Source organism: Shinella sp. M27 (genome assembly GCF_049199905.1).
Classification (GTDB): Bacteria; Pseudomonadota; Alphaproteobacteria; order Rhizobiales; family Rhizobiaceae; genus Shinella.
Genome location: NZ_JBLZPK010000065.1, coordinates 141,994 through 165,080 on the forward strand (window position 1 = coordinate 141,994; position 23,087 = coordinate 165,080).

General features: G+C 61.9%; 22 protein-coding genes. 20 read left to right on the plus strand and 2 right to left on the minus strand.

What is annotated here, in order from left to right:
- Nucleotides 1-24: 24 nt before the first annotated feature.
- Entirely contained in the window at nucleotides 25-3,456 is a 3,432-nt protein-coding gene (locus ACOZK4_RS24490; protein ID WP_421594300.1) for a beta strand repeat-containing protein, read from the minus strand.
- Between the two features lie 709 nt (nucleotides 3,457-4,165).
- On the opposite strand from ACOZK4_RS24490, the gene ACOZK4_RS24495 reads away from it, so the two are divergent.
- The 20 genes from ACOZK4_RS24495 to ACOZK4_RS24590 all read left to right on the plus strand — a co-directional run bounded on the left by ACOZK4_RS24495 (nucleotide 4,166) and on the right by ACOZK4_RS24590 (nucleotide 22,124).
- On the plus strand, nucleotides 4,166-5,134 hold the full coding sequence (locus tag ACOZK4_RS24495) for a flagellin (RefSeq protein WP_313523593.1): 969 nt from the start codon (nucleotides 4,166-4,168) through the stop codon (nucleotides 5,132-5,134).
- 314 nt (nucleotides 5,135-5,448) lie between these two features.
- Complete coding sequence (locus ACOZK4_RS24500) at nucleotides 5,449-6,105, plus strand: hypothetical protein (protein ID WP_421594302.1); 657 nt, start codon at nucleotides 5,449-5,451, stop codon at nucleotides 6,103-6,105.
- Nucleotides 6,102-7,316 carry a MotB family protein gene (locus tag ACOZK4_RS24505; RefSeq protein ID WP_421594303.1) on the plus strand — a complete coding sequence of 405 codons (1,215 nt, stop codon included), beginning with the start codon at nucleotides 6,102-6,104 and terminating at the stop codon, nucleotides 7,314-7,316. Before ACOZK4_RS24500 ends, ACOZK4_RS24505 begins: the two co-directional genes overlap by 4 nt.
- Nucleotides 7,317-7,325: 9 nt before the next feature.
- The gene (gene motC, locus ACOZK4_RS24510; protein ID WP_421594367.1) at nucleotides 7,326-8,651 is read left to right on the plus strand and encodes a chemotaxis protein MotC; all 1,326 of its coding nucleotides are present in this window, start codon (nucleotides 7,326-7,328) and stop codon (nucleotides 8,649-8,651) included.
- Complete coding sequence (locus tag ACOZK4_RS24515) at nucleotides 8,648-10,168, plus strand: flagellar hook-length control protein FliK (protein ID WP_421594305.1); 1,521 nt, start codon at nucleotides 8,648-8,650, stop codon at nucleotides 10,166-10,168. Before motC ends, ACOZK4_RS24515 begins: the two co-directional genes overlap by 4 nt.
- Nucleotides 10,092-10,670, plus strand: a complete 579-nt coding sequence (locus ACOZK4_RS24520) for a transglycosylase SLT domain-containing protein (protein WP_313523602.1) — start codon at nucleotides 10,092-10,094, stop codon at nucleotides 10,668-10,670. Before ACOZK4_RS24515 ends, ACOZK4_RS24520 begins: the two co-directional genes overlap by 77 nt.
- A gap of 280 nt (nucleotides 10,671-10,950) precedes the next feature.
- On the plus strand, nucleotides 10,951-11,625 hold the full coding sequence (rem, locus tag ACOZK4_RS24525) for a transcriptional activator Rem (protein ID WP_257949870.1): 675 nt from the start codon (nucleotides 10,951-10,953) through the stop codon (nucleotides 11,623-11,625).
- 111 nt (nucleotides 11,626-11,736) lie between these two features.
- Nucleotides 11,737-12,936: a flagellar hook protein FlgE gene (locus ACOZK4_RS24530; protein WP_421594306.1), complete on the plus strand. Its 1,200-nt coding sequence runs from the start codon at nucleotides 11,737-11,739 to the stop codon at nucleotides 12,934-12,936.
- Nucleotides 12,937-12,979: 43 nt separating this feature from the next.
- Nucleotides 12,980-14,425: a flagellar hook-associated protein FlgK gene (gene flgK / locus ACOZK4_RS24535; protein WP_313523608.1), complete on the plus strand. Its 1,446-nt coding sequence runs from the start codon at nucleotides 12,980-12,982 to the stop codon at nucleotides 14,423-14,425.
- A gap of 3 nt (nucleotides 14,426-14,428) precedes the next feature.
- Nucleotides 14,429-15,484, plus strand: a complete 1,056-nt coding sequence (locus ACOZK4_RS24540; RefSeq protein ID WP_313523609.1) for a flagellar hook-associated family protein — start codon at nucleotides 14,429-14,431, stop codon at nucleotides 15,482-15,484.
- Between the two features lie 38 nt (nucleotides 15,485-15,522).
- Complete coding sequence (flaF, locus tag ACOZK4_RS24545) at nucleotides 15,523-15,873, plus strand: flagellar biosynthesis regulator FlaF (RefSeq protein WP_313523610.1); 351 nt, start codon at nucleotides 15,523-15,525, stop codon at nucleotides 15,871-15,873.
- Nucleotides 15,870-16,316: a flagellar biosynthesis repressor FlbT gene (gene flbT, locus ACOZK4_RS24550; protein ID WP_244760987.1), complete on the plus strand. Its 447-nt coding sequence runs from the start codon at nucleotides 15,870-15,872 to the stop codon at nucleotides 16,314-16,316. The genes flaF and flbT overlap by 4 nt, the downstream gene beginning before the upstream one ends.
- Nucleotides 16,310-16,738 (plus strand): flagellar hook assembly protein FlgD, encoded by a 429-nt coding sequence (gene flgD, locus ACOZK4_RS24555; protein ID WP_313523612.1) that lies wholly within the window; start codon nucleotides 16,310-16,312, stop codon nucleotides 16,736-16,738. Before flbT ends, flgD begins: the two co-directional genes overlap by 7 nt.
- Nucleotides 16,735-17,001, plus strand: coding sequence for a flagellar biosynthesis protein FliQ (gene fliQ / locus ACOZK4_RS24560; RefSeq protein ID WP_117368229.1), 267 nt, complete (start codon nucleotides 16,735-16,737; stop codon nucleotides 16,999-17,001). The genes flgD and fliQ overlap by 4 nt, the downstream gene beginning before the upstream one ends.
- Before the next feature lie 139 nt (nucleotides 17,002-17,140).
- The gene (gene flhA, locus ACOZK4_RS24565) at nucleotides 17,141-19,228 is read left to right on the plus strand and encodes a flagellar biosynthesis protein FlhA (protein ID WP_313523616.1); all 2,088 of its coding nucleotides are present in this window, start codon (nucleotides 17,141-17,143) and stop codon (nucleotides 19,226-19,228) included.
- Nucleotides 19,225-19,977, plus strand: coding sequence for a flagellar biosynthetic protein FliR (gene fliR, locus ACOZK4_RS24570; RefSeq protein ID WP_421594309.1), 753 nt, complete (start codon nucleotides 19,225-19,227; stop codon nucleotides 19,975-19,977). The genes flhA and fliR overlap by 4 nt, the downstream gene beginning before the upstream one ends.
- A 2-nt stretch (nucleotides 19,978-19,979) precedes the next feature.
- Nucleotides 19,980-20,378, plus strand: coding sequence for a hypothetical protein (locus ACOZK4_RS24575; RefSeq protein ID WP_117368233.1), 399 nt, complete (start codon nucleotides 19,980-19,982; stop codon nucleotides 20,376-20,378).
- Nucleotides 20,379-20,655: 277 nt separating this feature from the next.
- Nucleotides 20,656-21,213: a rod-binding protein gene (locus tag ACOZK4_RS24580; protein WP_421594310.1), complete on the plus strand. Its 558-nt coding sequence runs from the start codon at nucleotides 20,656-20,658 to the stop codon at nucleotides 21,211-21,213.
- Nucleotides 21,214-21,228: 15 nt separating this feature from the next.
- Entirely contained in the window at nucleotides 21,229-21,597 is a 369-nt protein-coding gene (locus ACOZK4_RS24585; protein WP_421594311.1) for a hypothetical protein, read from the plus strand.
- A complete protein-coding gene (locus ACOZK4_RS24590; protein ID WP_313523625.1) occupies nucleotides 21,594-22,124 on the plus strand; it encodes a hypothetical protein in 531 nt (176 codons plus the stop codon). Before ACOZK4_RS24585 ends, ACOZK4_RS24590 begins: the two co-directional genes overlap by 4 nt.
- A gap of 105 nt (nucleotides 22,125-22,229) precedes the next feature.
- On the opposite strand, the gene ACOZK4_RS24595 is transcribed toward ACOZK4_RS24590, so the two are convergent.
- Nucleotides 22,230-23,039: a WecB/TagA/CpsF family glycosyltransferase gene (locus ACOZK4_RS24595; RefSeq protein ID WP_421594312.1), complete on the minus strand. Its 810-nt coding sequence runs from the start codon at nucleotides 23,037-23,039 to the stop codon at nucleotides 22,230-22,232.
- Nucleotides 23,040-23,087 lie beyond the last annotated feature (48 nt).

Below are 23,087 nucleotides of genomic sequence, written 5' to 3' on the forward strand. Positions count from 1 at the left end.
CGTTTCGATGTTCCGGCGTCTTTATCAGACGTCGTTGTAGGCTGCGATGACCGCTTCGACCTGCGAGCTGCTCAGAGCCGCGATCTGTGCGCTCGTGAAGGCCTGGGCCTGTGTGGAGTCCAGGGCGGCGATGTCGTCCGTGGAGAGACCCGGAAGGGCCTTCACGTTGATCGCAGCGATCTCGTCGGTTGAGAAGGTCGCGATCTCGTCCGAGTCCATCGCGTCGAGGGCGGCGGAGGAGAGAGCGGCGATCTGCGTCGAGGTCAGCGCCTGGATCTGGTCGGACGTCAGCGTTGCCACCTGATCGGTGCTGAGGGCAGCGATCTGGGCCGAGGTCAGGGCGATGATCTGGTCGCTGTCGAAGGATGCCAGAGCATCGGTCGAGAGAGACTTGATCTGGTTGGCCGTCAGGGCGGCGACCTGGCCGCTCGTCAGACCGTCGACCTGGGTCGAGGAGAGAACCGCAACCTGCGTCGTCGTCAGCGCGGCGACCTGACCGGTGCTCAGCGCACCGACCTGATCGGTCGAGAGGAAGGACACGATGTCGGTCGACAGGCCGGCCAGAACCTTGGTGCTGATGGCTGCGACTTCATCCGTGGAGAACGTTGCGATCTCGTCGGATGCCATGGTGTCCAGCGCTGCGGCGCTGAGGGCTGCGATCTGCGTGCTGGTGAGCGCCGCGACCTGATCCGAATTCAGGGTCTTGACCTGATCGGTGGTGAGCGAGGAGACCTGCTTGGACGTCAGGACCTCGATCTGGGTGCTTTCCAGCGATGCGACGGCGTCGGTGGAGAGCGCTGCGACCTGGCTTGCCGTCAGAGCCACGACCTGGTCGGTCTTCAGGCCATCGAGCTGGTCGGAGATCAGGCTTGCGACCTGAGCCGTGGTCAGAGCGGCGACCTGAGCGGTGCTGAGAGCAGCGATCTGGTCACTTCCGAAGTTGCCGAGAGCAGCCGTGGAGAGGGCAGCCAGCACCTTGGTGGAGATAGCGGCGATTTCATCCGTGGTGAACTTGGCGATCTCGTCGGATTCCATCACACCCAGCGCTGCGGCGCTGAGGGCTGCGATCTGCGCACTGCCGAGGGCTTCGACCTGATCCGACGTCAGGGTTTCGACCTGGTCGGTGGTCAGGGCTGCGACCTGCTTGGACGTCAGGGCGGCGATCTGGTCGCTGTCGAGCGATGCGATGGCATCGGTCGTGAGCTTTACGATCTGCGTGGCCGTCAGGGCAACGATGTTGGCGGAAGTCAGGCCATCGACCTGGTCCGAGGTCAGCGTTGCGATCTGTGCGGTGGTCAGAGCGGCGATCTGCTTGCTGCTGAGGGCGGCAATCTTGTCGCTGTCCAGGTTGGCGATCGTGTCGGTCGAAAGGGCAGCCAGAACCTTGGTAGAGATGGCGGCAATTTCGTCCGTCGTGAAGGTCGCGATCTCGTCCGAAGCCATCGTGTCCATGGCGGCAGCGGTGAGGGCGGCGATCTGGGTCGACGTCAGAGCAGCAACCTGATCCGAGTTCAGGGTCTTGACCTGATCGGTGGTCATGGCCGCGATCTGCTTGGCCGTGAGGGCTGCGACCTGGTCGCTGTCGAGCGAGACGATGGCGTCGGTCGAAATCGCGGCGATCTGCTTGGCGGAAAGCGCGACGATGTTGGCCGTCGTCAAGCCATCGACCTGATCGGACGTCAGTGTTGCGAGCTGCGCCGTCGTCAGGGCTGCGACCTGCTTGCTGCTGAGCGCGGCAATCTTGTCGCTGTCGAGCTTGGCGATCGTGTCGGTCGAAAGGGCAGCCAGGACCTTGGTGGAGATGGCGGCGACTTCATCCGTCGAGAAGGTTGCGATCTCGTCCGAAGTCATCGTGTCGAGAGCAACGGCGCCGAAGGCGGCGATCTGCGTCGACGTCAGGGCTCCGGCCTGGTCCGAGGTCAGGGCTTCGGCCTGATCGGTGGTGAGAGCTGCGATCTGCTTGGCGGAAAGAGCAGCCACCTGGTCGGTCGAGAGCTTTGCGACGGCATCAGTCGTGAGCACGGCGACCTGCTTGGCCGTCAGTGCAGAGATGTTGGTGCTGGACAGACCTGCAAGCTGGTCGGAGGTCAGCTTCGACACCTGGTCGGTGGTGAGAGCTGCGAGCTGCTTGGAGGAGAGGGCACCAATCTTGTCGCTGTCGAGGTTGGCGATCGTGTCGGTCGAAAGGGCTGCCAGGACCTTGGTGGTGATGGCGGCGACTTCGTCCGTCGAGAAGGTTGCGATCTCGTCCGAGTCCATCAGGTTGAGGGAAGCGGCGCTGAGGGCGGCGATCTGGGTGGACGTCAGGGCAGAGACCTGATCCGAATTCAGGATTTCGACCTGGTCGGTGGTGAGGGCTGCAACCTGCTTGGCCGAGAGCGCGCCGATCTGGTCGCTGTCGAGCGAGACGACGGCATCCGTCGACATCGCGGCGACCTGCTTGGTCGTCAGGGCGGCAACGCCAGCTGTCGTAAGGCCGTCGATCTGTGCGGACGTCAGAACGGCAACCTGTGCGGTGGTGAGCGAAGCAACCTGCTTGGAGGAGAGGGCGCCGATCTGCGCGCTGTCGAAGTTGGCGATCGCGTCGGTGGAGAGGGCAGCCAGAACCTTGGTGGTGATGGCGGCAACTTCATCCGTCGTGAAGGTCGCGATTTCGTCGGAAGCCATCGTGCCGAGTGCAGCGGCGCTGAGGGCAGCGATCTGCGTGCTCGAAAGGGCCGAAACCTGATCGGAGTCCAGGATGGCAACCTGATCGGTCGACAGGGCGGCGACCTGCTTGGCGGTCAGGGCTGCGATCTGGTCGCTGTCGAGTGCCTTGACGGCGTCGGTGGAGAGAGCAGCAACCTGCTTTACCGTGAGGGCCGAAACCTGGCCGCTCGTCAGGCCTGCGACCTGGTCGGAGGTGAGAACGCCAACCTGGGCAGAGGTCAGCGAGGCGATCTGCTTGGAGGAGAGGGCGCCGAGCTGTTCGCTGTTGAAATTGGCGATCGCGTCGGTAGAGATCTGCGCCAGAACCTTGGTGGAGATGGCGGCGACTTCATCCGAGGTGAAGGTCGCGATTTCGTCCGAAGCCATCACGCCCATGGCGGCGGCGCTGAGGGCGCCGATCTGCGTGGACGTCAGGGCGTCGACCTGGTCGCTGTCGAGCTGTGCGACCTGCGCCGTGCTGAGCGCGTTGATCTGGGTCGAGCTGAGGCCGACGATGTTGGTCGCGCTGAGCGCGTCCATCTGCGAAAGGGTGAGGCCGGTGATCGCGGCGGCGGTGACGGCGCTGAGCTGCGTGGAAGACAGCGTGGCGATGTCGTCGGATTCGAGCGCGGCGATCTGCGTCGAGCTCAGAGCCTTGATCTGCGTCGAGCTCAGAGCCGCGATGTCGGTTGTGGTGAGGTTCTGGATCGCGGTCGACGAAAGCGCCTTGATCTGGTTGATCGAGAGAGATGTAACGATTGAAGTCATGAACGCGCCCTTGATGGTTGGCTGTCCACAAACGTCATGTCCCTGCGAGTCGACGTCGCGAAAGGCCCGGCACGGTCCCGTCACGGAAGACTCAGCATGTCCTGCGCTTGCTGCAGCGTGGACGTCCGTTTGGACCCGCTATTGGCGATGCAATTCGGGTGTCCTGACGGACGATTCAATGTTTACTTGGAACATGACTCGAACGAGCCAGCGCATCGGAAGGGCATCATGCTTCCGGAGCCGTATCTCGGCTCCGATCCCTACGCCAGGGTCGTAAGAACCCGGATGGGTATTACTCTTACAACTAGTGAAAGTTCTAAGCAGCAAGTTCTAAAAATACGTTAACGCGATGCAACACATCCTTGCAATCTTCGATACGTTTTGGATGGGAATGATACGCAAGTTTGCCGGTTTGGTACGGCTTTGTGCCACTTCCGGGCATGGCCGGCAGGCGGATAGCTCGCCTAAAGGTTGAAATTGGGGCTTCTGTAGCCAGAACTTGCCGCCGGATGGTAATCCTTTTTTCATGTTCCTTGCTAAAGCGTTAACGGCATTAACCATTTGTTAACCATTCGCCGTTAACCCTTCATTAAGAACGATGGACTGGCGCCCAGGGCAAACGAGCGGCGCCGGATGCATGAGCACTCTCCTCGTTACCGGTCCCCGCTTACTCCGGCATGTCCCCCGACACACATTCAGGGTAAGTCCAATGACCAGCATTCTGACCAACTCCGCCGCCATGGCGGCGCTGCAGACCCTCCGTTCCATCGACAACGGTCTCGAAACGACACAGGCACGCGTCTCCTCCGGCCTGCGCGTCGAAACCGCCGCCGACAACGCCGCCTACTGGTCGATCGCGACCACAATGCGGTCGGACAACCGCGCGATCTCGACCGTCGCCGACGCCTTGGGCCTCGGTGCCGCGAAGGTCGACACCGCCTATACCTCGCTGGAAAACGTCATCGATGTGATGAGCGAGATCAAGGCCAAGCTGGTCGCCGCGCGCGAACCGGGCGTCGACAAGACGAAGATCAACGACGAAATCACCGAACTGAAGAACCAGCTCATCTCGGCGGCCCAGTCGGCATCCTTCTCCGGCGAGAACTGGCTTTATAATACGGGCACGGACGCGCTCGGTATCAAATCCGTGGTCGCGTCCTTCGTGCGCAGTGCCGACGGCAACGTCAAGGTCGCCACGCTCGACTTCGATACCGCAAATTCCGTGCTGATCGATATCGAAACGCCGGAGCAGGGCTACCTCACCAAGCCGATCGACCTTTCCGACGTCATGACGGATCCGCCAAGCTATGGCCCGTACTCCATCATCAATATGGACGCTCTCGGCGATCCTACCGATGATACCGTTGTCAGTCTCAGGGCGGATACGACCTATGAGGAAATCGACGGCATGATCAGCGTCACGGACTTCGTGTTGAAGAACCTGACCAACGCCGCCTCCACGCTCGGTGCCATCACTACGCGTATCGAGATGCAGGAAAGCTTCGTCGCGACCCTCGGGGACGTGATCGACAAGGGCATCGGCCGTCTGGTCGACGCCGACATGAACGAGGAATCGACCCGCCTGAAGGCGCTGCAGACCCAGCAGCAGCTCGGCATCCAGTCGCTCTCGATCGCCAATTCGAGCGCCGAGAACATTCTTCAGCTCTTCCGCCAGTAAGCGCGGCAAGGCTTCGAAATCCACCCGGCCGTTGGTCATCGGCCGGGATGGGCGGTTGGGCCGCGCGATTTGCCCTGGCGCGGCCCAACACCCTTCATCTTCATCCTCGCACAAGTTTGAACGCCTAGGTTCAGCGGCACGATCAGGAAGATTGTGTGCCTTTCGCCTCCCGGAAGGCGCTGTGTCCGTGGAGATAGGTCAGCGGTGTTGTCAGGTTCCAGTGTTTTCGAGAGCAGGCGTTCGAGCGGCCCGCGGTTCATCCGCCGGGCTTCGTTTGCGTTTGCCGGGCACGCGGCAAAGCAGGGAGAGGGCGCATGAGCGCACAACTCGCCCGCTACCTGAAGGATTTCGGCGCACCGCCGCGCGCCAAGGCGCCGACCTTCCAGCCGCCGAGCTTCGGCACTGAGGACGAAAGCGCGACGACTGCCGAACCCTTCGCCATGCCGCTCGCCTTGCCGCCGGTCGATATCGAGGCCGAACGGGCCACCGCCTTCGCGGAGGGACGCTCGGAGGCCGAGGCCGAGCTTCATGCCAGGTTCGACGCCGAGATGGATGCCTTGAAAGAGGCGCACAAGGCCGAACTGGAAACGCTGCGCCTGCGCTACGAGCAGGACTATGCCAGGGCGCTCGCCGAACGCTTCTCGATGCTGACGGGCGAGGTTGCCGATGTCGTCGCCGCCCAGACCGCGCAGGTGCTGGCACCCGTCATGAACCAGATCCTGACCAAGGGTGCCGTCGCCGATCTCGCGCGCATGATCACCGAAGGGCTGCAAGACGGCGAGGGCGTGACCATCACGGTGAAGGGGCCGGCAAACCTCTTCGAACAGCTGAAAGCGCGTTTCGACGACCCCGCGCCGGTCTTCCGGCATGTCGAGACGCAGGATGTCGATTTGACGGTGGAGTATGGCGAAACCGTCCTGGTAACACGGATGGCAGCCTGGGCTGATACCGTACGCAAGGTGCTTGCATGAGCGAAGGCGAAAATCACCACCACGGCAAGAACGAGATCATCATCGTCAAGCGCCATGGCGACCATGACGGCGACCACCATTCGGCCGCCTGGAAGATCGCCTATGCCGACTTCATGACGGCCATGATGGCGTTCTTCCTCGTGATGTGGCTCGTCAATGCCGCCAATGAGAAGACGCAGGCCTCCGTTGCCGCCTATTTCAACCCGATCAAGCTGACCGACGACAAGCCGGCCGACAAATCGGTGAAGAAACCTGCCAACAGTGCGGAAGGCGAGGCGACGCAGGACAAGTCCAAGGAAGCCGGCCAGAAGAAGGCTGCCGGCAACGGCGCCGAAAGCGGCAAGGACGAAAGCACGACGGCGGGCGAGGAGACGAAGAACTCCGAGGCTAACTTCTTCGAGAACCCCTATTCGGTCCTGTCGGAGATCGCGCAGGAAGTCGGCCAGCAGGCCAATGTCAGCGCCAAGGGCGAAGGCGGTGCGGCCAATTCCGGCCCGGCGACGGGTGCTGATGGCGGCGAAGCCTATCGCGACCCGTTCGATCCCGACTTCTGGACGCAGCAGGTCGACATTTCCCAGGCGACCAGCAACGGCAGCGAAGGCAAGGCGAACCAGCAGGTCGCCGTCGCCAGCGACAAGACCGTGCAGGAAGCGCTCGCCAAGGACGATGCAGAGAAGGCGGAAGCTGCCAAAGCCGAAGCCGACAAGGCAGAAGCTGAAAAAGCCGCCGAAGAGAAGAAGACCAAGGAAGACGACGACGCCGGCAAGCTGAAGGCCGAGATCACCCAGCAGATCGGCACGCTCGGCAAACTGGCGGAAGGCCTGACCGTGACGCCCGCCGAGGGCGGCCTGCTCGTCAGCCTGACCGACCAGATGGACACGCCGATGTTCAATATCGGCTCGGCGCTGCCCAAGCGCGAGATGGTGCTGGCTATGGAGAAGATCGGCAAGATCCTCGAAAGCCGCCCCGGCGCCATCGCCATCCGCGGCCATACCGACGCACGGCCCTTTGCCGGCGGCAAGAACGACAACTGGCGCCTGTCCATGGATCGCGCGCAGAGCGCCTATTACATGCTGGTGCGCGGCGGGCTTGCGGAAAAGCGCGTGAGCCAGGTCACCGGCTTCGCCGACCGGCGCCTCAAAGTACCGTCCGATCCCATGGCGGATGCGAACCGCCGTATCGAAATCCTCATCCAGGCCGAAGGCGGCTGATCGATGGGCCTGTTCCGCCGCCTTCTCCTGACAGGTACGGTTTTCTGCGCAGCGCTCGGTGCCGGTGCACCCGCGCGCGCGGACAGCCCCGAGGATATCGAGCCCTACAAGATGATCCGGTCGCTGCAATATGTGCAGGACACGGTGGTGCTCGGCGATCACTCGGCCATGGAGATGCAGCGTTTCCTGCTGACCACCATCGACGACCGGCTGCGCACGGCCGAATCCTCTGTCTTCGACGATCCGCGCAACGTGGATGCAGCCCTCGTCTATGCGATGAGCGGCGGCAATCCGGAGACGCTGGAACTCTTGATCAAGAAGGATGTCGACGGGCATTTCGATTCCCGCCTGACGGATGCGTTGCGCGCCTATCTTTCCGGCCGCGGCACGCAGAGCGTCAAGTCGCTTGCGGAGATCTTTCCGGAATACAAGCGGTCGCGCGTCGGACCTTACCTTGCGCTCGTCTCGGCCAATTCGGTCATCCGCAAGGACCCGGCGCTGGCGCTGACCTATTTCGATTGGGCGAGGCTCGTCGCGCCCGGCACGATCGTTGAGGAGGCGGCGCTACGCCGCTCCATCTTCATCACCAGCGAGGCCGGCTGGATCGACAAGAGCATGATCTATGCGAATCGCTATGCGCGCCGCTACCTTGGCTCGCCCTATGCCAGCCAGTTTGCCGATCTGTTCGTGAAGCTGGCCGTCGATCATTTCGATGAACTTAAGGAAGAGGACATCCTGGAGGTCCTTTCCTTCATGGACGTGCCGCGCCAGCGCGAGGTCTATCTGCGCATGGCGCGCCTTGCAGCCATCACCGGCAAGAACAAGCTCGCGACGCTCGCCGCCACACGGGCGCAAATGCTGTCTGACGACGGCGAAAGCGTACCCAAGGTTCTGGCGGATCTCTATTCGGGGCTCGCTTCCGTGCCGTCGGGTGACGTCGCCTCGGCTATGGAGGCGATTGCCGCCATTCCCGACGACAAGCTTTCGCCGAAGGACCGGGCATTGAAGGCGGCGGCGAAGGCGGTGGCCGAGGAAGTGTTGCGGGCGCCGGAGACGGCCGCAGTGGAAGAGAGCGTGCCGCAAACGCAGGCTGCCCTTCCGGCGGAGGGTGAAGACCCTTCCTATGACGGATTGAGTGAGGCCGAAACGGCAGACCGGAATATGGATCCGCGCGCAGGCGCGGAGGAGACCCCGGTCGCAGCCGCCGAGCCTGAGACGGAGAAGAAAGAGCAGCAGGAGAAGGCGGGTATCGATCCGGCTTTCGACACCTTCGTGTCGAGCGGCCGGTCCAAGCTCGACGCCATCGACGCGCTCTTGAAAGGAGAAGGCAGTTGAGCACCATCGGCAACGGTATTAACGGCGTCGTGCCGGGACAGACGTCGTCCAAGAGCAAGGCGGCCCACGGTAAAACGGCGGACACCGCGGAAAAGAGCGCGTTCGCCAACGCGGTGGCCAGCCTGCAAGGCAAAGCCGGCGATGGTGAGAGCGGTCGCAAGGGCGGGCGCATCTCTATTGCCGAGACCGGCCGCAGCCAGATCCAGATCGAGCAGACCACCGACACGCGCACAAGTACCCCGCGGGACCTAACCGCACTCGCAGAGGCCTTGCAGGAGGCGAGCGTCGCATCGTCGTCCGCCAGGACGGAAAAGGCGCCTCTTGAAGAGCAGTTTGGTCCGCATAAGGATGAGAAGGGGGCACCGCTCCACAAGACGCGGGCGGACGACCACGAGGCTGGCGGAGCCGCTACGAAAAAGGGCGACGAGCCCAAGGCCAAGCATGAGGCGGAAGATAAGCTTCAGACGGTACGTGGCGATTCCAAGGACGTTAAGGGCACCAAGGACGGCAAGGACGCCAAGACCGTTGACGAAGCTCCAGCCGGGAGCGATGTCGGCAATCTCCTCGAAATGCTGAGTACGCCTGCTGCCATTCCGCAATCCGTCATCAATGGCGCTGCCGCCCAGGTAGCGGCATCCGGTATCATGCCGGATGTGAAGGGGCAGGCGGGCGAGAAGGGCGCGGCGAAGGCCGAGATCGCACTCACCGCGAAGGCTGATGGTAAGGCAACTGCCAATGCGGACGCCGCGCTGCTCGCCGATACGGCTGAAGCTGGCGAAGTGCCCGAGTCGGATACGGACCAGCTCTTCCGGCTGATCCGCGCCGACGGCAAGGGCCGGGACCTCGATATGAGCATTTCCGGTACCGGCGAGCGCACGAGCGTGCGCGACGCCAGCCAGACCGCCGCCAAGGCCGAGACGGTGACCGTGCTCGATTCCCGCCGCTACATCGGCCTGGCGCAGACCGGCAATGCCGGTGCGGTGACGACCGCCATCGCGCAGGACCCGAACTGGGCGGCATCGCTCAGCTCCACCAGCGGCCTCAGCCATTCTGAGGAGGCGGTCACCGGCAAGGTCGTCAATACGCTGAAAATTCAGATGAAGCCGATCGACCTCGGCATGGTGACGGCCACACTGCGCCTGCATGGCGACGCGCTGGTCGTTTCGCTGCAGGTGGAGACGGGCGAAGCCTATCGTCAGCTCAGCGACGATCAGGACGCCATCGTCAAGGCGCTGCGTGGCCAGGGCTTCGCCGTCGACCAGGTCAGCGTCCAGCTTTCGCCGGTCGATCGCGGTAGCGGCACGCCGCAGCAGGGCGACGGACAGTCCTCACAGCAACAGCAGCAGTTCTCCAGTCAGCCACAGGCCCGTGAGGGCGGTAACGGCCGCCAGGGCGGCAATGGCGACGGCACACGCACTTTCGCAGGCGAAGGAACCTCCCATGACGGCAACACGTCGGAAAACGCTTCTGGTCTCGCTGGCGGCCAGCCTGTGCGCTCTGGCGGCGTCTACCTCTGAGGCTGCGACATCGGCGGGCAGCTGCGAGCGCGAGATCCTCGCCGCTGCCGCGAAATACGATATCCCGGCCGGCATCCTCTATTCCGTCGGTCTCACCGAGACCGGCCGGAAGGGATCGTTGCAGCCCTATGCCATGAATATCGAGGGCAAGGCCTATTTTGGCCGGAACCAGGAGGAGGCGTTGCAAGCCTTCCAGGCGGCGCGGGCGCACGGCGCCAAGCTGATCGACCTAGGCTGCATGCAGATCAATCACCATTTCCACGGCGACCAGTTCGCGTCGCCGGCGGAAATGTTCGACCCGCGCAAGAATGTCGAATATGCGGCGTCCTTTCTTGCGCGTCTCCACGCCAGGCATGAGACCTGGACCATGGCTGTCGCCCGTTACCATGCGGGCCCGAACAACGACCCCGCGCAGAAGCGTTATGTTTGCCGGGTGATCGCCAATCTGGTTGCGACGGGCTATGGAAGCTGGACGACGAACGCGAAAACGTTCTGCCAGTAATTCTATTAAAAGTTGATATTTTGAGCCTATTCGGCCTGTGCCGTAATGTGGCAGGAATGCGCCCTGTTTTGGCATGGCAAGGCGCAGCGTTAACCTTTGTTAACTTTTCCACCGTAAAATTGTGGCGCAATCCCGGATAAGCTACTATATGTAGACCAAATCGGCACGAAATTCTTAATCAACTGTTAAATTCACCCAGTCACTTTCTCTAGTTGCCGGTGATTCGCCCGATTCGTACCACTGCCTGAACGAAGCACCACACTGATTCGGAGGCGGACGAATGATCGTAGTGGTTGATGAGCGCGAGCTCGTGAAAGACGGCTATACTTCTCTTTTTGGTCGCGAGGGCGTACCCTCGACGGGGTTCGACCCCCGTGAGTTCGGCGAGTGGGTCAACACCGCTGCCGATTCCGACATCGATGCGGTCGAGGCATTCCTGATCGGTCAGGGCCAGCACGGCATGGAACTGCCGCGGGCGATCCGGGATCGTTCGCAGGCTCCGGTCATCGCGGTCAGCGATACACCGTCGCTCGAAAACACCCTTGCGCTGTTCGACAGCGGCGTCGACGACGTCGTGCGCAAGCCGGTTCATCCGCGGGAAATCCTGGCCCGTGCGGCGGCCATCCGGCGCCGCCTGAAGGCGCTCACCAATTTCACCGAGATCGGCCCTATCAGGGTGTTCTCCGATGGTCGCGATCCCGAGATCAACGACGAGGTCTTTCCGTTGCCGCGCCGCGAGCGCCGCATCCTGGAATATTTGGTCGCCAACCGCGGCCGCCGGCTTTCCAAGACCCAGATCTTCAACGCGATCTACGGCATTTTCGACGAGGACGTCGAAGAGAACGTGGTCGAAAGCCACATCAGCAAGCTGCGCAAGAAGCTGCGCAAGAAGCTCGGTTTCGACCCGATCGATTCCAAGCGCTTCCTTGGCTACTGCATCGATTGGCAGGGCTGAAAAAGTTTGTGCTCCGGCGGGGAAGGCGGACCCCGCCGGAGCACATTGCAGCCAGCTTCACGCAAGGCCCGTCCCATAGGGTCTAGGTGACGAGACGAACGGGGATTTGATATGAGCCTTTACGGTACGATGAGAACGGGTGTTTCCGGCATGAACGCCCAGGCGAACCGCCTGAGCACGGTTGCCGACAACATCGCGAATGCGAACACGACGGGCTACAAGAAGGCCTCGACCCAGTTCTCCTCGCTGATTCTGCCCGCGACGGGCGGCGCCTACAATTCCGGCGGCGTGACCACCGACGTGCGCTACTCCATCGCCTCGCAGGGCACCTTCACCTACACGACGTCGTCGACGGACCTCGCCATCAACGGCAAGGGCTTCTTCATCGTCAAGGGCAGCGACGGCCAGGAATACATGACCCGCGCCGGCGCCTTCACCCCGATGGACGACGGCTCGCTGCAGAACTCCGCCGGCTTCACGCTGATGGGCTACGAATATTCCTCGACCGAGGATCCGACGATCGTCGTCAACGGCTTCGACGGTCTGGAAGAGATCAACCTTTCCTCCGGCGAACTCAGCGCCACGGGTTCGACCGAGGGCGCGCTCGACGTCAACCTGCCGTCGAATGCGGCTGACGGTTTCGAGAAGAAGACCTCGCTCAAGGCCTATGACAGCCAGGGCAATTCGCGTCTGATCGAATTCAATTACACCAAGGTGTCGGACAACAACTGGACGGTCGAGGCGACCTACGACGGCACGTCTATCGCCGGCCCGATTGCCATGGTCTTCGGCACCGACGGCAAGCTCCTGTCGCCGTCGCCGGCAACGATCACGACCAGCGCGCTGGCCACCGGCGGTGCGAACCTCGCCTCGCTGGAAATCAGCATCGGCGGCTCCACCCAGCTCGCCTCCGATTTCGGCGTCTCCAACGGCAAGATCGACGGCAACGCGGCCGCCAAGGTCACCGGTTACGAGATCAGCGACGACGGCGTTCTCTCGCTGAAATATTCGAATGGCGAACTGACCCCGAAATACCGTATCGCCATGGCCTCGGTGCAGAGCCCCGACAACCTCAAGCCCCTGCCGGGCAACGTCTACTCGCAGAGCAACGATTCGGGCGTCGTCGTCATGGGTTATGCCGGCAGCAACGGCTACGGCAGCATCATTTCCGGTGCGCTCGAAGATTCCAACGTCGATATCGCCGAGGAACTGACGAGTATGATCGAATCGCAGCGTAACTACACGGCGAATTCAAAGGTCTTCCAGACCGGCTCGGAACTCATGGAAACGCTCGTCAACCTGAAGAGATAATGCGGCCTGAACCCCGCGCGCAGTCGAGAGTTAGGTAAATCCGATGTCGCTTTCAACAGCAATGAAGACTGCTCAGTCGAGCTTTTCGAACGTAGGCCTGCAATCGGCCGTCGCGTCGAAGAACATTGCCAATGCAAGCGACGCGGCCTATGCGCGCCGGTCGGCGGTTCTCGCCACGGCCGCAACGGGTGCTTCTGTCGTCGAAACGCAGCGGGCCCAGAACGAGGCTTTGCTGAAGCAGAACCTCCTCAGCATCTCCAAGTCGTCCGCGCAGGATACGCTCCTGACGGGGCTGACCAACATGAAGATGATGCTCGGCGGCGAGGACTACGAACTCGCCCCGTCCACCTATCTTTCCAAGCTGCGCGACAATCTCCAGGCCTTCGCCGACAAGCCGAACGAAGTTTCGCTTGCCGAGACGGTGGTGGCCGATGCCACCGACGTCGCCAATTCGCTGAACAGCACGTCGCTTGCCGTGCAGAAGATGCGCGCCGAGGCGGATGCCGATATCGGCACTGCCGTGACGGAACTCAACCGTCTGCTCGCCGAGTTCAAGACCTATAACGATCAGGTCAAGCAGGGCACGGCCGCCGGCACCGACGTCAATGACGCGCTCGACCAGCGCGACAAGCTTCTGACGCAGATCTCCCAGATCGTCGGCGTCAGCACGCTGAAGCGTACGAACAACGACCTTGCGCTTTATACCAGCGACGGCACGGTGCTTTTCGAGACCGAGCCGCGCACGGTCACCTTCACGTCGACCCCGACCTATACGGCGGCGGTCACCGGCAACCAGATCTATATCGATGGCGTCGCCGTCCAGGCGGGTGCCGGCGGCAACACCAGCGCCCAGGGATCGATCGCAGCCCTGCTGCAGCTGCGCGACGAAGCAGCCCCGGTTTTCCAGAACCAGCTCGACGAAATCTCGCGCGGCCTGATCTCGATGTTCTCGGAGAGCATCGAGACGCCAGCAGGCTCGGGCACCTTCGTCGACACGGACGGCCTCTTCACCTGGAGCGGCATTCCGACGGTCAATTCGCCCGGTCTCGGTGCGGTGATCAAGGTCAATCCCGCCGTCATCACCAGCCAGGGCGGCAACGCCATGCTGTTGCGTGACGGCATCAACGATACGTTCAATACCGGCAACAATGCCAGCTTCTCTGATCTGCTGAAGAGCTATGCGGCGGCGTTCGAAACGCCCATGACCTTCGATGCGGATGCGGCGATCGACACGACGGCAACGATCCTCGCCTTCTCGACAGGCTCGGTCGGCTGGCTGGAACAGTTGCGCAGCGCGGCGACCACGGCCGGCGACGACAAGGCGGCGCTGCTTGGCCGTACGCAGGAAGCGCTCCAGAACGTGACCTCCGTCAGTCTCGACGAAGAGCTGGCGCTGCTTCTCGATCTCGAACAGTCCTACAAGGCCTCGGCAAAACTCGTATCGGCGGTCGATGAGATGATCACCGCGCTTCTCCAGGCGGCAGGCTAAGCTATGAAGGCTTCTTTCGTTTCCAACATGTCCCTCCAGAACGCGATGCGCATCACGGTTGCGAGCGCGCAGAAGGAGATGCTGAAGGTCCAGGAAGAGTCCGTGACGGGCCGTCATGCGGATGTCGGCGCGGAGCTGGGTGCGAAGACCGCCCGCACGCTGAACCTTCACCGCGACCTGCAGCGCATGGAATCGCTGAAGAGCACCAACGCCCTGACGACGCAGCGCCTTGCCGCCTCCCAGGCCGCGCTCGGCCAGATGTCGACGGCGGCAAACGACGCCATGGGCGTGCTGATCGCGCTTTCCGGCATCACCTCCTCCGACCAGCTCCAGCTTGCCCAGAAGAATATCGGCGAGGCGCTGTCGACCTTCACGGCGGCGGCCAACACCTCCTTCAGCGGCGAATACCTGTTCGCGGGCATCAATTCCGACGTGATGCCGTTCAACGACTATGCCCAGACGTCGCCCGTGTCGGATGCGAAGACCGCTTTCGACGCCGCTTTCCTGGCGCATTTCGGCTTCGACCAGACCGATGCGGCCGTTTCGACCATCGACCCCACGGACATGCAGTCATTTGTCGACTCGCTCGAGACGAGCTTCATGGGCGTGGACTGGGAGAACAACTGGTCGAACGCGTCCGACGAGAACATGAACAGCCGCATCAGCGCCTCCGAAACGGTGCAGAGCTCGACCAACACCAATGTGGACGGCATGCGCCACATGGCGCTCGGTTTGGTGATCGGCAAGGAACTCCTGGCACTCAATATTTCCGAGGCGTCCCGCAAGGTCGTGAGCGATGCAGCGATCGACTATATGGGCCGCGCCGTCTCCGGCATCGACGGGGAACGCTCGAAGCTCGGCATTTCCGAATCCCGCGTGACCCAGGCCAACACCTCTCTCGACGCCCAGGTCACCATCTTGAGCACCAGCATCAAGGATATGGAAGGCATCGATACCTACGAGGCGGCGACACGCGTGACCACGCTCGAATCGCAGCTTTCGCTCGCCTACACGCTCACCTCGCGGATCCAGAACCTAAGCCTGCTGAACTACCTCTGATGAAGCAGAGGATACGGACACACATGAAGGATGTCTGAATGTACCAGTTTTCATATGCCGAGATCATGGAGGAGGGCGTCGCCGTCTCGAAAGATCGAGAACGGCAGGTCCTCGAACGGTCTGTTGCGCTTTTGGAAGCTGCAATCGCGGCCGGCGGAACCTACGGCAAGGAAGCGGTCGAGGCCGTCTATTACACGCGTCGTGTTTGGATCCGGTTCATCGAGGATCTCGGAAATCCGGAAAACCAACTCGACGACGAACTCAGGGCCAATCTGATCTCGATCGCGATCTGGATTCTCAAGGAAATCGAAAAGATCCGCAAACGCGAATCCAAGAATTTCCAGGGCATTATCGACATTACAACCATCATCAAGGATGGAATCAAATGAAAAGTACGCTGCGTATATCGCTGAAGTCTGGGGAACGCATTTTTGTCAACGGCGCCGTTCTGCGGGTTGATCGCAAGGTGGCGATCGAATTCCTCAACGACGTGACCTTCCTTCTGGAAAATCACGTTCTGCAGCCGGAACAGGCGACGACCCCGCTTCGCCAGCTCTATTTCATCGCGCAGATGGCGCTGATCAATCCGGAAGGCGCCGAGCAGTCGATCGCCATGTTCCGCAAGTCGGTCATCATGCTGCTCTCGTGCTTCAAGAACGAGGAGGTGCTTGCCGAGCTAAAGCGCGTCGATGCACTCGTCACGCAGGGCCGCGCCTTCGAGGCGCTGAAGGCGATCCGCGGTCTCTACCCGATCGAGGACCGCATTCTCAACAACCAGGAAATGGCGCCCGCCACGATCGAGCAGATCCGCAGGGAGATCGCACCATGGTAACCCCGGTCGGCGCCGCAAGCAGCGCCACGTCCACTCCGGTCGCGACGGGCAGCGAAGCGACGACCGCCGAAAAGTCGGCGACGCTGAACTATGAGAGCTTCCTGAAGCTGCTCGTGGCGCAGATGAAGAACCAGGACCCGACCGAGCCGATGGATTCGGCCCAGCAGATGGCGCAGCTCGCGACCTTCTCGCAGGTCGAGCAGACCATCAAGACGAACAAGAACCTGGAAAGCCTGCTGCAACGCACATCGTTGCAGGAAGCCAACTCCGTCATCGGCCGCACCGTCACCAGCGAGGACGGCAAGATTACTGGTGTCGTCAAGGAAGTGACGCTATACAACGACGGTATCGTGGCCAAGCTTGATTCGGGCGAGAAACTCGTCATCGGACCCGGCGTGAAGATAAGCGAAACCAAGACTTGAATGAGGCAGACGCCCTCGACATAGCGCAGGCAGCCATCTGGACGGTCGTCGTGGCCTCCGGACCGGCTGTGCTTGCCGCCATGATCGTCGGCGTCACCATCGCCTTCGTGCAGGCGCTGACGCAGGTGCAGGAAATGACCCTCACCTTCGTGCCGAAAATCCTGGCGATCTTCGTTGCGATCGCCATTTCGGCGCCCTTCATCGGCGCCCAGATCTCCATCTTCACGGATCTCGTCTTCTCCCGCATCCAGAGCGGATTCTAGCGCGCCTCCAGACGCGCTTACGCCTTACCGGCGTGACTTTCCCCATCCTCGCACAAGCTTCGCCCTGTAGGTCATCGGGTGAAATGGGCGACGCATGTTCCGCGTCGCCGCCTCTCATGATGAGACGGGAAGCATAAAGATGGCGCAAGTTCCGGCAATCAACCTTCCGAAGGTCAGCCCCAGCGGTCGCGATGTCGCGTTCGCCGTGGGCATCCTGACGATCCTGTCGATCCTTTTCCTGCCGATCCCGGCCTTCATGATCGACATAGGCCTGGCCTTTTCCATCGCCTTCTCGGTCTTGATCCTGATGGTCTCGCTGTGGATCCAGCGGCCGCTCGATTTCTCGGCCTTTCCGACCGTCCTCCTCATCGCCACCATGGTGCGCCTGTCGCTAAACATCGCCACCACGCGCGTCATTCTCTCGCACGGCAATGAGGGCCACGATGCGGCGGGCGGCGTGATCGCCGGTTTCGCCAGCCTCGTCATGTCCGGCGACTTCGTCATCGGTCTCATCGTCTTCATGATCCTGATCGTGGTGAACTTCATCGTCATCACCAAGGGTGCGACGCGTATCGCGGAAGTCGGCGCGCGCTTCACCCTCGATGCGATCCCCGGCAAGCAGATGTCGATCGACGCCGACCTTTCGGCCGGCCTCATCGACGAGAAGCAGGCGCAGCTGCGCCGCCGCGAGCTGGAAGAGGAAAGCTCCTTCTTCGGTTCGATGGACGGTGCCTCGAAATTCGTGCGCGGCGATGCCATTGCCGGCCTTCTCATCACCGCCATCAACGTGTTCGGCGGTATCATCATCGGCTATTTCCGCCACGGCATGGAACTCGGCGAAGCCGCCGACGTCTTCGTCAAGCTCTCGGTCGGCGACGGTCTCGTCTCGCAGATCCCGGCCCTCATCGTCTCGCTTGCTGCCGGCCTTATCGTCTCGCGCGGCGGCACGTCGGGCTCCACCGACCAGGCGGTCATCAACCAGCTCTCCGGCTATCCGCGCGCGCTTCTCGTTGCCGCAGGACTGATGATCATGCTCGCCCTCATGCCGGGCCTGCCCTTCCTGCCTTTCATGGTGCTCGGTGGCCTGATGGCCTTCGGCGGCTGGATCATTCCGCGCCGCATCGAGGCCGAGAACCAGGTCAAGCGTGCTGCCGAAGCACAGCAGGTCCAGGCGACGCGCGACCAGGAGAAGGATTCGGTCAAGTCGGTGCTCAAGACCGCTGAGATCGAACTGCTGCTTGGCAAGCAGGTCTCCACCCGTCTTCTCGGCGCACACCAGGAACTGGCCTTCCGCGTCGGCAAGATGCGCAAGAAGTTCGCCGGGCAATACGGCTTCGTCGTGCCGGAAATCAAGGTTTCCGACGATATCGCCATCCCCGACAAGTCCTACCAGATCCGCATCCACGGTACGACGATCGCCTCGAACATCGTGCGCGTCGGCGAAGTGCTGGTCGTCACCGGCGGCGGCCGCAAGCCGAGCGTGCCGGGCGACGAGATCCGCGAGCCCGCCTTCGGCATGCCGGCCGTCTCGATCCTCGAAACCTTTGCCGAAGACCTGCGCCGCGAGGGCTTCCATCCGATCGACAACGTTTCGGTGGTGCTGACGCATCTGTCGGAAGTCATCCGCAACAACCTGCCGCAGCTCCTCTCCTACAAGGACGTCAAGGTGCTGATCGAGCGCCTCGACCCGGAATACCGCAAGCTCGCCGACGAAATCTGCTCGTCGCACATGTCCTATTCCGGTCTTCAGGCCGTGCTGAAGCTGCTGCTCGCCGAGCGCGTCTCCATCCGCAACCTGCATCTCATCCTCGAAGCAGTCGCCGAACTCGCACCGCATGTGCGCAAGACCGAGCAGATCGTCGAGCATGTCCGCATCCGCATGGCCCAGCAGATCTGCGGCGACCTGACCGACAACGGCGTGCTGCCGGTGCTGCGTCTCGGCAACAAATGGGACATGGTGTTCCACCAGGCGCTGAAACGCGACTCGAAGGGTGAAATCGTCGAGTTCGACATCGACCCGCGCCAGCTCGAAGAGTTTTCCGAACAGGCGACCCGGGTTATCCGCGAGTTTCTCGACCGCGGCACGCCCTTTGTACTGGTCACGTCGCCCGAATCCCGCTCTTATGTGCGCATGATCATCGAACGCCTGTTTGCAACATTGCCGGTTCTCTCGCATGTCGAGCTCGCCAAGGGCATCGAGATCAAGATCCTCGGCTCGATTTCATGATAACCGACCCGCAGGGCACGGTGCTGGCGCTGTTCGCCGCCTTCTGCCGTGTCGGCGGGTGTTTCATGCTGCTGCCGGGCTTCTCCTCGGCCCGTATCTCGATCCAGATTCGCCTCTTCCTGGCGATCGCCATCTCGATGGGCGTGCTGCCGATCATGTGGGATGTGATCTATCCGCGCGCCACCGGCGACCTCGACAAATATCTCTCGATGATCGCCTTCGAGATGCTGACGGGTGCGGCCATCGGCCTGATCGCCCGCTACTACGTGCTCGGCCTGCAATTTGCCGGCACGGTGCTGACCATGATGATGGGCTTCAACGCGCCGCCGACACCGGATGTGCTGGAAGACACCCAGGAAAACCAGCTGACGAACCTCTTGTCCTTTGCCGGCCTGCTCGTGCTGTTCATGCTGGATTTCCACCATGTCGTCATGCGGGCGCTGATCGAATCCTACAATGTCATGCCGATCGGCGCCGGCTTCAATCCGCAGAGCGCGCTGATCACGCTCACTGACACGCTCAGCCAGACCTTCATGATCATGCTCAGGCTGGCGAGCCCCTTCATTCTCTACGGCCTGGTGTTCAACGTCTCCGTCGGCCTGATCAACAAGCTCGCGCCGCAGATCCCGATCTACTTCGTCTCGCTGCCTTTCATCATCATGGGCGGCCTGTTCCTGCTCTATTTCGGCATCTCCTCGCTGCTCGAGATCTTCGCGAGCGGCTTCATTCCGGTCTTCAGGGGGGAATAGCGATGGCGCAGAGCCGTTCGGAAAAGCTCAAGCGTCTCGTGACCGTGCAGCGGCATCTCGAAAAGATGGCCGAGATCGATCTCGCCAACACCACGCGCCAGCGCCAGGAGGCGGCCGAGACGATGGATGCGGTCGCCGACGCGATCAATTCGCTGAACCCGGTGCATCGCAGCTTCTCGCGCCACTATTCCGGCCAGTACAGCCGGTTGCAGCAGCAGGACCAGATGCTGGCCAACGTCCAGCAGATGCATGAGATGCGTGTGGTGCGCGAGCGCACCAAGGGCGACCGCATGGAAGACCATATGAAGGAAGCCCGCAGCGCCGAAGAGCGCGAGGCGGCGGACGACGCCATCTACGATCTGATCGACCAGCACATCGCCTACAAGGGTGGCGACGACTGACGTCTTCTCCAAGCCGTTGGAAGAAAGGCGTTTTGCACGCATCCGATCAAGCTTGCCTCAAATTGGATTCCGGATACGCCGCCGTCACGGCGTCGTCATCCGCCACCAGCCTCCCGTAAGGTTGAGCAGCGATAGTCTTCTCACGGACGATGAAGAGATTTGCCGCAGCGGCTGCGATGTGCAGCGCGGGCAGACCGATGTCCCGATGGTCATGAGGCCGGCGGACCGCCATGAGGACGGGTCCGGCTCGCAGGATTTACCTGAAAGGCTTTGAGACGTGGCAATTACTCCCCCCAGCGATCTGGTGCTCGATGTCGTGCGCGCTGCCGATCCCACCCAGGTTCAGGAAGCGCAAGCCAAGCTGAAATCGAACCGCGCTTCCTTCGAAGCGACCAGTCTTGCCGAAGCAGGCGCCGGATTCCAGGCCGCCGTCGGCACCATTCTCAATCGTGATTCCGCTGGCGCGACTGCGGCGTCGAACGGTGTTTCCGCCGTCGGCGGCAAGGCGGCTGTACCGGAACATCTGCGCAAGTTCGAGACGATGGTCCTGCAGAACTTCGTGAAATCGATGATGCCGAGCGAGAGCGAGCAGATCTACGGCGAAGGCACGGCCGGCGAAATGTGGCGCGGCATGATGGCCGATCAGCTGGGCGAAGCGCTCGGCAAGGGCGGCGGCATCGGCATTGCCGAGGCGCTCGCCAAGAAGAGCGGCATCTCGGGCGGCGCCAAGGACAACGATCCGGACCGTGTCGCCTCCGGCATGGTGCAGGCGTTGCAGCGCGAGGCATTCGCCGACCTGACGCCCGGCATCAAAGACCACAAGAAAACGGCATAAGCGGAGAACAACAAAATGGAACAGGCAAGCAACGAAATCCGAATCCGCTCTGTACTCGGTCGGCTTGAAACCATCATCGACAACGAAAACGTCAATATCGGCCGCGATCCCGAATTCGATCTGCCGACGTCGAATGCCCACAAGAGCCGCTGCCTCTATGAGCTGGCCATGCTGACGCGCGACGTGCGCCCGGAAGAGGTTCCGCAGAGCTTCTCGCCGCAGCTCGGCCGGGTGCGCGAAAAGCTCGCCACCAATGCCCAGCGCGTCTCGGCCCATCTCGATGCCGTGCGTGAGGTCGTCTCCATCTTGAAGAATGCGGTGCAGGACCTCGAGGCTGACGGCACCTATTCTCAGGAACAGTTCCGCCTGGGTTACGGTACATGATCAAGCTCATCGGCACCGGCGTCTGGGTCCTCGCCGTCACGCTCGCCGCCGTATATTTTTCCCTGAAGATGGCCTCGGCTCCCAAGATCGACGAGGAAGCCGCGGCGCGCGAAGCCGCGATGGAATTCGTCACCGGCTACACGACGACCGTGCCAGTCATTGGGGAAGGAGGCGTCAACGGCTATCTGCTCACCAAGCTCGCCTACAAGGCGAACAAGGAGCTGGCGGCCAAGCAGGTCGTTCCGTTGCCGCAGGCGATCACGGACGAGCTCTATACGCTGCTGGTCGGTAAGAAGATGATCGATGTGACAGCGACCGGAAATTTCGATCTCGATGCCTTCAGGGGCGTCGTGAAGGAAGGGCTCAATCGCCGCTTCGGCGCTGATGTCATTGCGGAGGTCTATGTCGAGCAGATCGATTACATCACCACCGCCTCCATCGAGGATCCGGCGCCCAAGAAGGGCGTCACGCTTTTGAAGGGTGAAGTGCCCGAGGTGAAGCCGGCAGAAAAAAGCGGCGGACACTAGATCCGCCGCTGAGTTGAGGCAGTTTTTGAGGGAGCCGGCCGCGAGAGTTTGTCAAGGAAAAGTGGGAACCGGTTTTCCCGAAAAGACAAATGAAAACAAAAGAATCTACCGCGTGCCGGCTTCCATCGTTTCGTCGGCCGGTCGCTTCACCACCATGCCTGACAGCTTGTAGCGCATGACATGGTAGAGGAAGAGCGGATTGCCGATCACATAGCGCCGCCAAAGGCGGCCAGGCTCCTGCATCAGCCGGTAGAGCCATTCGAGGCGCAGTTTGCGGATGCCGAGCGGCGCGCGGCGCACGTCGCCGGCCACGAAATCGAATAGCGCGCCGACGCTCAGCACCAGCCGGGCATGGCCGGGGCCGACATGGCGGTCGATCCACTTCTCCTGCGCCGGGCTGCCCATGGCGACCAGGAGTATATCGACATTGGCCTCGCGCACCTGCTCCATGATTTCGTCGGATTTCGCCCGGTCGAAGAAACCGTCGGAAATCGGGATGAATTCATGCCATGGTGCGTGGCGGCGGAAGTTTTCCGTCGCACGCGTCAATATCGACTGGCGGGTGCCGATCAGGGCGACGCGCATCGGCTTGGCGATATAGGTCAAGAGCGCTGGAACGAAATCCGTGCCGTTGAGGTTCGCCGGGAACTTGCGGCCGTGGAACACCATCGAGGCGATGTCGACACCGTGGCCGTCGGGAAAGACGACCTGGCGCTCGAGCACGGCGCGGTATTCCGGATCGCGCATCATCAGGTTCGCATTGTTGGCGTTGATGAAGGCGATGACGGTCTGGCCGAAGGGCATGGTCGCCACCTCTTCGGCAAAGGTGAAGGCGTCGGCCCAGCTGAGTTCGCAGACGGGAAGACCGAGAATGTCGCGTTGTGCAGTGACGATGTTGCCTGACACGAGGTTCATGACAGGGCTCCTCTCGCGGTAACACCGCACGTCTGGCGACCGGACCGG

Bases quoted from the DNA above. Each gene is read 5' to 3' on its own strand.
- ACOZK4_RS24490 (WP_421594300.1), bottom strand. From the start codon at position 3,456: ATGACTTCAATCGTTACATCTCTCTCGATCAACCAGATCAAGGCGCTT.
- ACOZK4_RS24495 (WP_313523593.1), top strand. From the start codon at position 4,166: ATGACCAGCATTCTGACCAACTCCGCCGCCATGGCGGCGCTGCAGACC.
- ACOZK4_RS24500 (WP_421594302.1), top strand. From the start codon at position 5,449: ATGAGCGCACAACTCGCCCGCTACCTGAAGGATTTCGGCGCACCGCCG.
- ACOZK4_RS24505 (WP_421594303.1), top strand. From the start codon at position 6,102: ATGAGCGAAGGCGAAAATCACCACCACGGCAAGAACGAGATCATCATC.
- ACOZK4_RS24520 (WP_313523602.1), top strand. From the start codon at position 10,092: ATGACGGCAACACGTCGGAAAACGCTTCTGGTCTCGCTGGCGGCCAGC.
- rem (WP_257949870.1), top strand. From the start codon at position 10,951: ATGATCGTAGTGGTTGATGAGCGCGAGCTCGTGAAAGACGGCTATACT.
- ACOZK4_RS24530 (WP_421594306.1), top strand. From the start codon at position 11,737: ATGAGCCTTTACGGTACGATGAGAACGGGTGTTTCCGGCATGAACGCC.
- flgK (WP_313523608.1), top strand. From the start codon at position 12,980: ATGTCGCTTTCAACAGCAATGAAGACTGCTCAGTCGAGCTTTTCGAAC.
- ACOZK4_RS24540 (WP_313523609.1), top strand. From the start codon at position 14,429: ATGAAGGCTTCTTTCGTTTCCAACATGTCCCTCCAGAACGCGATGCGC.
- flaF (WP_313523610.1), top strand. From the start codon at position 15,523: ATGTACCAGTTTTCATATGCCGAGATCATGGAGGAGGGCGTCGCCGTC.
- flbT (WP_244760987.1), top strand. From the start codon at position 15,870: ATGAAAAGTACGCTGCGTATATCGCTGAAGTCTGGGGAACGCATTTTT.
- flgD (WP_313523612.1), top strand. From the start codon at position 16,310: ATGGTAACCCCGGTCGGCGCCGCAAGCAGCGCCACGTCCACTCCGGTC.
- flhA (WP_313523616.1), top strand. From the start codon at position 17,141: ATGGCGCAAGTTCCGGCAATCAACCTTCCGAAGGTCAGCCCCAGCGGT.
- fliR (WP_421594309.1), top strand. From the start codon at position 19,225: ATGATAACCGACCCGCAGGGCACGGTGCTGGCGCTGTTCGCCGCCTTC.
- ACOZK4_RS24575 (WP_117368233.1), top strand. From the start codon at position 19,980: ATGGCGCAGAGCCGTTCGGAAAAGCTCAAGCGTCTCGTGACCGTGCAG.
- ACOZK4_RS24585 (WP_421594311.1), top strand. From the start codon at position 21,229: ATGGAACAGGCAAGCAACGAAATCCGAATCCGCTCTGTACTCGGTCGG.
- ACOZK4_RS24590 (WP_313523625.1), top strand. From the start codon at position 21,594: ATGATCAAGCTCATCGGCACCGGCGTCTGGGTCCTCGCCGTCACGCTC.
- ACOZK4_RS24595 (WP_421594312.1), bottom strand. From the start codon at position 23,039: ATGAACCTCGTGTCAGGCAACATCGTCACTGCACAACGCGACATTCTC.